This is a genomic window from uncultured Lacinutrix sp. (genome assembly GCF_947500605.1).
Taxonomy (GTDB): Bacteria; Bacteroidota; Bacteroidia; order Flavobacteriales; family Flavobacteriaceae; genus Lacinutrix.
In genome coordinates, this window is record NZ_CANMSJ010000004.1 from 174,670 (window position 1) to 187,830 (window position 13,161).

Genomic DNA, 13,161 nt, shown 5'->3' on the forward strand with positions numbered 1-13,161 from the left:
TATCTAAATACTATTAGGTAAAACAATTTCAAAACAAGCACCGTTTCCAACACTACTTTCAACATTTATTTCCCCTTTTAACTCATTTACTATGTTTTTAACCACATATAACCCTAAGCCATGACCGGGTTCATTAAATCTATTCGCTCTATAATACAGTTCAAAAATTTTATGAAGCTTCTTTTTATGTATGCCAACTCCATTATCCTCAACAATAATCACTGCTTCTTTTTGATTAGTTCTTACAGTTATGTTTACATAAGAACTCTCTAATCCTTCCATATTGGCAGAGTATTTTATAGCATTCTTGATTAAATTTTGTAGTATATATTTGATCTTTTCTTTATAAGAATGAAACCCATAAGCATCTATCACGTTTACTTTAAAACTTATATTAGAAAATTTTTCGGCTCCTTTTAACAAGACTAATACATCATCTATAGCTTTAGTGAAATTGATTTTTTTAATATCAGTTTTATTAATCAAAATGTTTGATGCCTGAGAAAGACTTTCTGACAGTTCTTTCCCATCTTTAACAACAGTATCCAACATTTCCATTAACAACTCTTTCTCCTCACTTACCTTCTCTTCTTTTAACAAACCCAGAAGACCTTCTGCTGAAGAAAAAGGAGCCTTAAGATCGTGCGCAGAACGGTATAAAAACAACTCAAGATCTTTAGTTTTTACCTTTAATTTGTTTTCTAATAATTTACGTTTTGTAATATCCAACATCATTGCACAATAGAAACTACTATCACCAATTACTCCCGAACTTAAAGCAAATTCTACAGGAAACTGTTTACCATCACTACTCAAACAACACATTTCTACAACATCAACATTTTGCTTATTTTTTATTCTATTAACAGCCTTTTTAAGCTGGGTAATATTCCCTTTTCTATACTTATCAGACATTAAAACAGTTAGAGACCTACCTATTATTTCTTCTTTCTCATAACCAAAAGCAGCCTCTGCTCCTTTATTCCATTCTGTAATATTACCTTTATCATCTGCAACCACAATAATACCAACATTTATAGATTGATAAATTGCTCTAAATTTTGCTTCTGTATCAATTAACTTATTGCTAGAACTTTTAAGTTTAGTAATTTTATATAATGCTATTGTTGCAGAAATAACAACTCCGATTTCATCAAAGTTAGGAGAGACCACTACCGAAAAGAACTTCTTCTCTCCAACAGTATCAAAATCGTACAATTCAAATTCATGAGTTAATTTATCTACACAAGCTTTATCTATATTTTGTTTAAAATATTCAAAAATTTCAGGGCTAAAATAATCATATAGATAAGTGTCTATTAAATCATTAACTTTAGTATCACAAAAGCGTTTATTAGCATTTAAAATCTTTCCATACCTGGAAATTGTAAACACATTTAAAGGCATTTTTTTTAAGAATTTTTTATTAGTTAAATCATCTTGTAATAGTTTAATATTTTTTTCATGATATTTTGTTACATCTTTGTATATCGCTAAATATTTTACGCTTTTTTGATCCTCATTTATCAATGGTATAATTGTAGTATCTAACCAAAATGGATTTCCTGTTTTGGAAAAATCAGCCAAAACACCATTCCATTTATTTCCCATTTTAATGGTTCTCCACAAGTTTTTATATACACGATCAGAATGTAGTGGAGATTTTAATAACTCGTGCGTCTCCCCAACAAGCTTATTAGCATTACAATCTAAAATTTTACAAAATTTACTATTTACATATTCTATTCTACCTAAAGAATCTGTTATAGAAACTATAGAATTCTCAAAAACGGCTTCTAAAACCTCATCATTAAGACTGCTTAGTAAACTATATTTAATTGCTTCCATAAAAATTATTTTTAGCTTTTAAACAGTATTGCTTTGCAGACTCTAGGTCATCAAACATTTTAAAAGGCGTGAGTGGCTCATAAATTCTCTTATATGAATTTATTACCAGTTTTATTCCAATAGTATTAATAACATAAGCTTCAGAAATCCTCAACTTAACCAATGTAGGAGAATTAGCCATTAAATTAGACGACTCGCGTGTAAAAGTACCTTGAGAATCTCTAGAGTCTATTAAAAAAGGCATAGGTTTTCCGTCACACAGCTTATCTATAATTTTGATAAAAATTTTAACTGCATCTAATTCGAACCTATAATTAGCTTTTTCGTTTCTAAACTGACAATAAAGAATATCATTATCTGTCCAAAACTTTGACTGACCTATTTTTATTACATTATCCATATTAACCATCACAACTTAAAGAATTAAAAACCGTATAATTTTCACTACTATACTCTATTGCTAAATTTGAATCTTTAAAAATTATATTAGAAACATTTGATCCGCAAAACATTTGACAAAATGAAAGAAGAATTTTGTGTTTCAGTTTTTTTACCAAAAAAACTTTTGAAAGTACCACATCTTCAATTCTTGAACTATTAGACAAAAGCCTGAAAAGCTTTATACTAAGCAAAGTATTGAGGTCTCTAAAATTAAATATTACTGGTAAGTAAGTTCCGTTTGACAATATTGAAATTGCTTCATAAAACAAGTCTTCAATATCTTCCAAAGAATAGTTTTTATCAAAATCATTGCATATATCACAATAAATAACATTCCGGTTCAACCAAAATTTAATATTGTTAATGTGTATTTCGTTCTCCATAACTATTTCTTTATAAAACAAACACCAATAGCGATGCCAAATGTGTTATTAAAACAACATAAATACATAACCTATTGATTAAATGACTCTTATCACCTTTAAATAAATTTAACAACAATAATAGAGTAACGATATACCGTGAGTATTTTTTTGACAGAAACTACAAATTAGCGGTATTACGTTATAAAACGATAGCAATATCTTTAACTCTATTTCTCTAAAAGAGCTCAACTAAAAGGCAGTAATCTATTTACTTAATTACAACTCTTAAAAAATAACTGTTATTTATTTTATATTAAGATTTAAAGAGAATACAGTTATTGACGAAGTAATGATACCACCTACTAATTTTTGTCCCCAAATCTCTATATAATCGTTTGGCTCTAACTCAACTGTTCCTGAAATTGAATTACTTGTAATATCTGCCAAAACATTCACCCTCATAATTGTATTAGTTTCTGTTAAAGTTGTAGTTCCATTTTTTCTAATAAAAAACGCATAATAATCACCCAAATTAACATTCCCTCTAACTGATAATGAAGCACTTATTTGAAATGTTCTCTTCTTCTTCCCTAGATATGTTAATCTATTATCTTGTGGTGACGATACTCTAATTGCGTTTACCACAGTAGTACTATTTGAACCACTATTTCCCGACAAGTTAAAAGCACTACTGTTTGGAGCATCTTGAACAAAACCTGTAGTAATTGTGCCGTCGTAATAAATATGACCAGTTGCAACCTCATCTGACTCTACTGGAATCCCTGGACAATCTACCGTCCAAGTATTACTAAAACTATAACCCGAAAATGAACCTACACTATACCTTTTAATATACTGAGTACTGGTACCACTAAAACTCGCTCCTGTTAATATTCCATTTTCCACAACAGGATTACTACTAACATCTATACCAATAGCAGAACCATTTACATGAGAAAAACCACCTTGCTTTTCCAGAATATTAAATACACCTGTAAAAGTTTCAAATGTTCCTGTGTTTGTAGACAACCAACCTTGATTACTTAACAATAACTCACTAATATCATTATATGTTACACCCGTTCCATTTCCTGAATACTGAATAATACTTAAAAAAGCTAACCCAAATCCATCAATAGTTCCTACGGACATTGAATTTGCAACTACAGCATCTCTAAAAACAAAGTTTTCACCTACTGTTCCTGTTAAATTAAAAATAGTTCCTCCTGGAGCTGTAAGCGTTAATCCCTTTATACTACCACCCGAGTTACCAACAAACATTGTTCCTCCTGATTTTATTAAAATATCTTCATTAGTATCGAACCCGACTACATATGCATTATTTAAATTAATAGAGTGTACTAAGGTAATTGCGCCATTAATCTCGTACAAAGTATTTGGAGTTAACAAATACTCACTTCCGCTTCCTGCTGCAAGCTCTTCGCTTAAATCTGCTTCAGTTTTAATTAATTTGTGATTGTTACGTTTTTCCGTGGGCACTATTACCCAATTACTTGAGTTATAAAAATAAAAAGCATTTTCAGTTGTATCATAAACCAACAAACCATCAGCCGGGCTGGCTATAGCAAGTTTTTGGACGGTAGTCATTCTAGGCGCTAACATCCCTTGAGTCTCCGAACTAATATCCAGAACAGAAGAAGGATCTGGTGATGTTGTACCTATACCTACTTGAGAAAAGGCGCAGTAATTAAAACTAACAAAAGCAGCTAGCAAAAATGTTTTTAAACGTGGTTTTAAGTTTTTCATAATTAATAGGTTAAGTTTATTTTTGAGATTAAGGTTAATAATAAAAAAGCTTTTAGGTTTAGATTAAATACAAACAAAAACTTAAAAGACATTTACTATTGAATCAAGAGGTTTGTTGGAATAACACGCAAAATCTTATTAAAAAAACCACTCTGTTAATTCTTAACAGAATCGATTCACGACAAATACAATTATACCTTTGCAGATAATAGCTCTATTTTATATTATTTAATTACAGCTCCACTATAATTTTATTAAATACACTAGATAGACACCATATGCTAACCTCTTGTTTTTCAATAGTATTACTAAAGAGCATCCAATAGGAGTGCCAAAATTAGTATTAGAACAAAAAAAATCATAAATCACTAATAATTAGTGGTTTATGATTTTTATATGAATTATTTCAAGATACGGAAATATCGTTATACCGCTTATTTTCAGGTTTAAACGTATAAACTAACGGTATTCCGTTATTTTATTTAGGTTTTAAAATATTCAATTTAGTCATTCTATCTCGTAATGTACTAGGCTTTAAATTTAACACAACAGCTGCTCCTTTAGGCCCACTTATTTTCCAACTACACTGCTCTAAAACCAATATAATATGATTACGCTGAACGGAGTCTAAAGTTAAATCTTTACCGTTAATTGGCTTCGCTTTTTGCGTAGAAGACTCAAAACCTGGAACAACTAAAGTTTCTGTATTAGACAGTATAGAAGCACGCTCTATTAAGTTTTCTAACTCCCTTATATTACCTGGCCAATTATAGGCTTTTAACTTACTCATAGCATCATCTGTAATATACTTGATGTTTTTTCCATAAGCTTTATTAAACTTATCTACAAAATGCTCCACCAACAAAGGCACATCGTCCTTTCTATCTCTTAAAGGAGGAACCTCTATCGGGAAAACATTAAGCCTAAAATACAAGTCTTCTCTAAATTGTTTTTTCTTAATTTCTTCTTTTAAATCCCTATTAGTTGCCGCAATTACCCTAACATCTAATTTTTTTAACCCAGTAACACCACCAACAACCTCTATTTCTCCCTCTTGCAAAAATCTTAATATTTTTGGTTGCATGTCTAGTGGTAACTCCCCTATTTCATCTAAAAACAAAGTACCACCATTAGCTAATTCAAATTTCCCAACTTTATCACTAATCGCTCCGGTAAATGATCCTTTTTTGTGACCAAACAACTCACTCTCAATCAACTCTCTAGGTATAGCAGAACAATTCACTTTAATTAATGGTTTGTTATTACGTAAACTCGTATTATGTACTGCTCTTGCCAACAACTCTTTTCCCGTACCAGACTCACCTAACAACAACACTGTAGCAGTAGTTGGAGCAACTTTCTCAACCTCTGTTAAGACATTACTAAACTCCACACTTCCATAAACCATTTCCTCATAATTAAACACTAAGTCTAACTCATTTCGCAGGTAAACATTTTCTTGCTCTAATTGCTCCTTTAATGTATTTAACTCCTTATTAACCTCTGTTAGTTTCTGATTAGTAATTGCTATTTTATTTTCTGCAGTTTTTCGCTCTGTACTTTCTATCATTAAAGAAACAATACTAGCTATGGATGTAACAAAGCTTTCTTCATCTACACTAAAAGCTCTATTGTTTAACTTACTCTCAAAACTTATAATACCATAATAATTATTTCTACCATGGATTAACACATCTATTCTAGAAGAAATATTATTAGGAATAAAAAATTGTTTAGCAAAATCTTTAGTTATTGGATTAGATTTTACATCTCGTATATTTATGCTATTTCTACTTTTAAATGCATTAAAATAATTTGGAAAGCTATCTTTAGCTATAGTTAATTCATTTGATTTAAACACATTACCTGTTGTGTTATAGAATAGCCTACTCACAAGCTCCGTTTGATCATTCCTATACTCCCATATAGTTACCAAATCCACATCTAACGCTTTGGCAGACTCTATTGCTATTTTTTTTAATGAAGAATCAAAATCTTCCCCAATGAGACTAGCTAACTCTAGAATAACATCTTTTTTCTGCTTTGACTTTATCGCAATATCTTCTAAAGCTTTCCTAATTTTCTCTTCTTCTGAAACATCTTTAATTGTCGCAAATATAGCTACAACTTTTCCCTCATCATTCTTAATTATTCCTGTTAAAAAAGAGGCTATAAACTTATTTCCTGACTTTTTAACAAACTCTAACTGAAAAGATAGCGCATCTCCTTTTGCCACCTCACCCTTAATTTTAAGCATATTTTCATAGTCCTTTTCTTGTGCAAAAGGATACGGTAATTCTTGACCGATAAGTTCTTCTTCTGAATACCCAAGGATCTCGCACAATGAATCGTTTACTTTCATTATTGTTCCTTCTAAATCTACCATAAGCAAACCTTCTTGCATAGACATAACAAGATTTTCTGTAAACTCGTTTGCAATCTTAAGGTCTATTGCTGCTTTTTTACGAGCTGTAATATCTTGAATGGTCCCCACAAAACCAATAGCCTTTCCTTTTATAGAGATAATCTCACCTAATCCATGAATCCATTTTAACTCCTTTGTATCTTTAGTAAGGATTCTATATTCTAAATCGAAATTTTTATTATGCTCTTGGCATTCTAAAACTGTTTCTTTTACAATCGACCTATCTTCTGAATACACAATTGCTTTCCAAATTTCAAAATCTACTAAAGCATCTTTATCTATGCCAATAACTTCTTTAAACGTTGCAGAAGTTTCTGCAACTAAATTTTTTAAACTTAAATTAAAACTACCTGTTTTCGCTATTTTTTGTGCTTCTAAAAGTGACTTTTCACTTTCTTTAATTTTTATCTCGGAATGCTTACGTTCGGTAATATCTTGAATAGTGCCAAAAAACTCAACTGGCTCGTTGTTGTAATAAATGACTTGCCCTAAAGCATGAATCCATTTTAATTGCTTTTTATTTTTTGTTATAACTCTAAATTCCAGATCAAACGCTTCACCTGTCTCAATACTCTTACTAAACATTTCTTTATCCAAAAGTGCATCGTCTGGATGAATAATTTCCTCCCAAGCTTCAAAGAAAAACTCTCTATTATCATCTAATTCTAAGATTTTTTCAAAGGTAGCAGAAGCTTCTATTTTTTGCGTCTTCAGGTTTAATCTATAACTTCCAATTTTTGCTATTTTTTGAGCCTCTAACAGAGATTTTTCATTCTCTTGAAGCCTTCTCTCTGCTTGCTTTCGTTGAGAGATATCTTGTATTGTTGCAATGTTAGCAATAATTTCGCCTTCATTATTTTTAACAAATGAAGCCGACATTAACACAGGAAAACGCTCTCCGTTCTTTCGCATTAAAGTTAACTCTACCTTACTATATTCTCCTTTTAATATATTAGCGTATGTTTCTTCAATTTCTTTTCGCTTTTCTGGTGGCCAATAATTAAAAGGAGCTTTTTGACCTACCAACTCTTCCTTTGTAAAACGTAACATTTTACAAAGTGCTGGATTTGCTTCTATTTGAACGCCATCCATATTTACAACAGACAAACCTTCGTTTAAATTTAGAATAAGATTTTCCGAAAAGTCTTTAGCTAATTTTAAATCTATTTCAGCCTTTTTACGATCTGTGATATCCTGAACAGTAGAAAAGTTTGCTGTTTTTACACCGTTTGCATCATAAACACTTGATATTAAAACATGCACAGGAAAACGCTCGCCGTTTTTTCGCATGTAAGTATTTTCGTAATCCTTTTTATTTCTATTTTCTGTTAACAACTTGTAACGCGCATCATTTTCTTTCTTCAATTCAGGTGGCGAATATGGAAACGGACGCTTAACTCCTATTAATTCTTGCTCTGTAAAACCTGTCATTTTACAAAAAGAAGGATTTACACTTATTATTTCTGATTCTAAATTTATAGCAACCAAGCCTTCATGCATACCATCTAGAAGACTAGTAGAAAATTCATTGGCTTTTTTTAGATCTAATTCAATGTTTTTCCGCTGTGTAATATCTTGAATAGTACCAATCATTTTTGTTGGATTATCTTTACCATCAAAAATAAGCTTACCAATACCATGCACCCAAACTTCTTCTTTAGATCCCTGCTTTAAAACCTTGTATTCTTTGTTAAATTTCTTATTATTTATAACACAATATTCAAAATAATTAGAGACTTCTTCTTTATGGTCTGGATGAATAAGCTCTGTCCAGCCCTCCATTGTTCTAGTATAATCTTTATTTATACCAAAGACGCTAAATAAAAACGCAGACCCTTCCCAAGTCAATTCATTTAAATCGATAACATAAGAGCCTATATTACCAACTATTTGAGATTGTCTTAAATTATATTCGCTTTCTTGTATTTTTATTTCGGCATGCTTACGACTAGTAATATCTTGCATGGTCCCAATTATCTTTATGGGCTTTGCATCACTATCGAAAACAAACTCACCTATTCCATGAGTCCAAATTTCTTTTTTATCATCTAATTTTATAATTCGATACTCCTTATCAAACTTCTTATTGTTTAAAATACAATCTTCAAAATGATTTCGAACTTCCTCTCTTTCATCGGAATGAATAAGGCTCATCCAACTCTCGAAAGTTTTTTCAAACGACTTATTTATACCTAACATCTTATTAAGCACAATAGATCCTTCCCAAATTTGAGTATTTAGATCTAAAGAATAAGACCCTATATTTCCAATTATTTGAGCCTGCTTTAAATTATGTTCACTTTCTAAAAGTTTAAATTCCGCATTTTTACGCTCTGTTAGATCTCTCGCAATAGAAAGTATTTCTCCATCTTTTTGCATTCTTGCAGACACCTCTGTCTCTATAAAAGATCCATCTTTACGCTTAAACTTTCTAAAAAAAAGAATAGACTCTCCATTTAATAAACTTTCGTAGTTTTCTTTACTTTTAATAAAGTTACCTTGATTAAGATCGTTAATGTTTAATTTTAAAAATTCTTCCTCTGTATATCCTAAATTAGTATAAACCGCTTTATTAAAACTATGTATTGTTCCATCTAAGGAATAAGTAATAATAGAATCTGTTGCCTGATCTATTAATGCCTTATAAGATTCGTCTTTCTTTTTAATTTCTTCTACTATCCTAGATTTCTCTATTGCAATATTAACTAAGTTTAACGTGAAATTTAGCTCTCGAATATCCTTTAAAGAAGGTGCACTTATGGTTTTACTATAAATAGCAAAAGTACCAATAACGGTTTTATTTTTTGATAAAATTGGAATAGACCAACACGACTTTAAATCGCTTTCTAATGCAAAATGTTTATAATTGACCCATAAAGCATCCGTACCAATATCTGAAACAATAACTGGTTTCCCTGTAAATGCAGCTGTACCACATGACCCTACATTTTCTCCTATAGGAACTTGCCTTAATGCGAGACTGTATTTTTCTGGTAGTGATGGTGAAGATTCTAAATTAAGATGTATACCATCTGGATCCACCAAGCTAATAGAACCATAATAACTAGGGTAAATAGACTGATAGTTTAAAATTAAACGATCAAAGATTTCATGCAGAGGAGTGTTTACCGCAATTAAATCTAGTATTTCGTTTTTATGTATTAGTAATCGTTGTGTTTTTTCTCTTTCTAAAACCTCACTTTCAAGATCCAAGTTTTTTTGCTCAAGTTTACTAATCAATCTTTTACTATAGAGCTTTAAAACTTCTTCTTCAGTAAACTTTATGTTTTTAGCAACTTTTTCTCCTGGTTTAGATTTTGCAAATACATCTCGAATTACAGATAGTATTTTATTTTGATCTGTTGGCTTTCTTAAAAACTGAACTGCCCCTAATTTTAAGGCAAAATCTTCATCAAGTGCCTCTGTATATGTAGAAGTATAAAAAACAAAAGGAATATTTTTAAATTGCTCGTCTTTCTTACAAGCTTGACAAAACAGATAACCATCCATTACTGGCATTAAAATATCTGATATAATTAGATCTACATCATATTCATGTAATTTATCCAAGCCTTCTTTACCATCTTTAGCTTCAACAACTATATAGCCTACTTCTTCAAGTATAACTCTAAGTAAATATAGATTTTCAAAAGTATCATCTACTATTAATATCGTTTTCATGCCTTAATTACGCTTTAAATATGCACTCCATTTGTTTGATAAAAGTATCCGGATTAATAGGCTTTTCTATATATCCATTTGCTCCCGCTTCAATTGCTTTTTCTCTATCTCCACCCATAGCATGCGATGTTACTACAATAACAACAGTGTTTTCTGGCAAACCATTAGCCCTTAAATTACTACATATTTCATAACCATCCATATCTGGTAATTGAATATCAACCAAAATAATTTCAGGATGTTTTTCATCTGCTAAATTTAACCCATCTATCCCATTATAAGCCTTAATTACACTATAACCGCTACTTGTAAGTAAATACGAAAGCATATACATATTTTGAACGTTATCTTCAATGATTAAAATGGTAGGTTTCATTATTAAGTATATTTTTTTATGCTAATAAGCTTAATGCTAAATATATTAAAATTGATATTAAAAATAATTATTAATCAAATTAAATTAGTCCGTATGAGAATACTTTAACGGAAGCCTAATTATAAAGTTACTACCTTTTCCTAGTTCGCTTTCTACTTGAATTGTGCCTCCTAATTTTTCGATTAAATTTTTGCTAATAGCCAACCCAAGACCCGTTCCTTCGTGCTTTCTATTTAAACCTCCTTTAAGCTGCATAAAAGGCATAAATAATTTATTAATATCCTTCAAATCTATTCCAATGCCTTGATCTATGATTTGAGTTACTAGCACATCATCTTTAACGTTTACTTTTATTCTTACATCTCCTTTCTCAGAAAACTTAATAGCATTAGAAAGTATGTTTAATAAAATTTGTTCTATACGCCTTTCATCACTTATTAGTGTAATATCTAAATTAGAAATTTCCGTATGTAATTCCAATCCTTTTTTTGAAGCTTGAGGCATTAAAAAGTCTATTGTTTTTTCTAATGTTGCTAAATAATTAAATGGATAGAAGGAAACTCTTAATTTACCTGCTTCTATTTTAGAAATATCTAAAACGTCATTAATTAATTTTAGCAAATGTGAACCACTATCTTTTACCATAGAGAGTTGCTTTTTCTGCTCACTATTTAATGGTCCCGCTAATTCTTTTAACAAAATGCCTGTAAAGCCAATAATAGAATTCATGGGAGTTCTTAACTCATGTGACATGGTTGCTAAAAATGCAGATTTCATTAAATCTGCAGATTGCGCCTTTACTTTTTCTTTCTCTAATTCTGTAGATTGAAGATTAATATCCTCTAAAAGATTTAGTAAAGCCTCTTTACTATCATTAAGTTCTTCGGTTCTTAAACCCACTAATTTCTCTAAATTATTCTTATAGCTTAATAGTTCTTTTTCGCTATGAATTCTTTCTGTTATATCTGAAGCAGTACCAATGTATCCATACATATTATTTTCTGCATCTACTAACTTAGTACCTTTTACCGTAAGCCAAGTAGTATTTCCGTTTTTATCTAAGAACTTCAATTCGGTATTAAAATCAGATTGAAATACCACAGCCTGTTGCCACTCCTGAATAACTCTTTCCTTATCATCTGGATGAATAGCATCTCCCCACCCAGAGCCCATAGCTTCATCAAATGACATTCCAGAATATTTCATCCATTCGTCATTAACATAATTAACCATTCCTTCCTTGTCTGTAGAAAATATAGCTACTTGTGCATTGGAAGCTAAACTTCTAAATAGTGCTTCGCTTTTTTTAACTTTTGCAGATGTGGTCTCATAGACCAACTTTAATTTTTTTTCCTGCTCTGAAAGCTTATAGGAAATTAAATTATTTAAACGAGCAGATCTACCTGCAAAAAACCACACAATCCAACTACTAAAAAAAGCTAACAAAACACCAATTACAGAAGTCAACATTGCTGTATTAAAAGCCTTTTTCTCTAATGGCTTTTGCAATGGCACTACATAAAGCTTCCATTCTCCCATAGACATCTCTATAGGTATAACGTGTTCTTTATATAAAGAAATATCGTTTTCTAAAAAAAAATCTTCATTTCCCGTTTCAGGGTTCACCCTAGACAATTGATAAGTAAAACTATTTTCTTCAGAATCTTCTACGACTAATTCATTAAAAAAGGTAGATATTTTAGTAACTACAGCAGCAAACCCGACGAATTTATCATCAATAAATAGAGGCTGTCTACTTACCATACCAATGCCTCCTTGTTTTAAACGAACTGGGCCCGCAATAAAAAAATCTTTCCTTTTTATGGTAGCCATTGAACCACTTCTACCTTCAGAACTTGTTAGAATATTGAAACCAAGCACATCATTACCCTTTAAAGGATAAACATGTGTAATAACTCCACTACTATCTACTAACTCTACAACATCAAAATATTTACTTCTACTTAATAATTCTGCAGCTATTTTATCAAAATCTTCTGGAATTCCATTTATTTCTACAATGTATTCCAATAATTTTGTTGCGGAATAGCTATCCATAATAAGCGATTGGAGTTTCTCTTTAATTAAACCCGCTTGATTGCTCACTTTTCGTTTTTGCTCACTATTATTTATCACATATTCTTGATATGCAGAATATTGTGTAGTAAAAAGCAGTGTTAAAAAAACCAAAAGCCCTAACACCAAAGGCTTCTTTAAGGAAAAAGGTGAAATACTTTTTCTCATATTAAGGTGAAATT

Annotated in this window: 7 protein-coding genes; all 7 read right to left on the bottom strand. The window is 30.7% G+C overall.

Translation table 11 applies throughout. The features are described from left to right. Positions 1 to 3: 3 nt before the first annotated feature. The gene (locus tag Q0935_RS07915; protein WP_299384277.1) at positions 4 to 1,848 is read right to left on the bottom strand and encodes a PAS domain S-box protein; all 1,845 of its coding nucleotides are present in this window, start codon (positions 1,846 to 1,848) and stop codon (positions 4 to 6) included. After that, a complete protein-coding gene (locus Q0935_RS07920) occupies positions 1,835 to 2,248 on the bottom strand; it encodes a hypothetical protein (protein ID WP_299384280.1) in 414 nt (137 codons plus the stop codon). Before Q0935_RS07920 ends, Q0935_RS07915 begins: the two co-directional genes overlap by 14 nt. Before the next feature lies 1 nt (position 2,249). After that, positions 2,250 to 2,672: a hypothetical protein gene (locus Q0935_RS07925; RefSeq protein ID WP_299250843.1), complete on the bottom strand. Its 423-nt coding sequence runs from the start codon at positions 2,670 to 2,672 to the stop codon at positions 2,250 to 2,252. Between the two features lie 285 nt (positions 2,673 to 2,957). Further along, positions 2,958 to 4,421 carry a hypothetical protein gene (locus Q0935_RS07930; RefSeq protein WP_299384284.1) on the bottom strand — a complete coding sequence of 488 codons (1,464 nt, stop codon included), beginning with the start codon at positions 4,419 to 4,421 and terminating at the stop codon, positions 2,958 to 2,960. 478 nt (positions 4,422 to 4,899) lie between these two features. Continuing rightward, positions 4,900 to 10,527: a PAS domain S-box protein gene (locus tag Q0935_RS07935; RefSeq protein ID WP_299384289.1), complete on the bottom strand. Its 5,628-nt coding sequence runs from the start codon at positions 10,525 to 10,527 to the stop codon at positions 4,900 to 4,902. 7 nt (positions 10,528 to 10,534) lie between these two features. Then, the gene (locus Q0935_RS07940) at positions 10,535 to 10,903 is read right to left on the bottom strand and encodes a response regulator (RefSeq protein ID WP_299384293.1); all 369 of its coding nucleotides are present in this window, start codon (positions 10,901 to 10,903) and stop codon (positions 10,535 to 10,537) included. Between the two features lie 84 nt (positions 10,904 to 10,987). Continuing rightward, a complete protein-coding gene (locus Q0935_RS07945) occupies positions 10,988 to 13,147 on the bottom strand; it encodes an ATP-binding protein (RefSeq protein ID WP_299384296.1) in 2,160 nt (719 codons plus the stop codon). Positions 13,148 to 13,161: the final 14 nt, after the last annotated feature.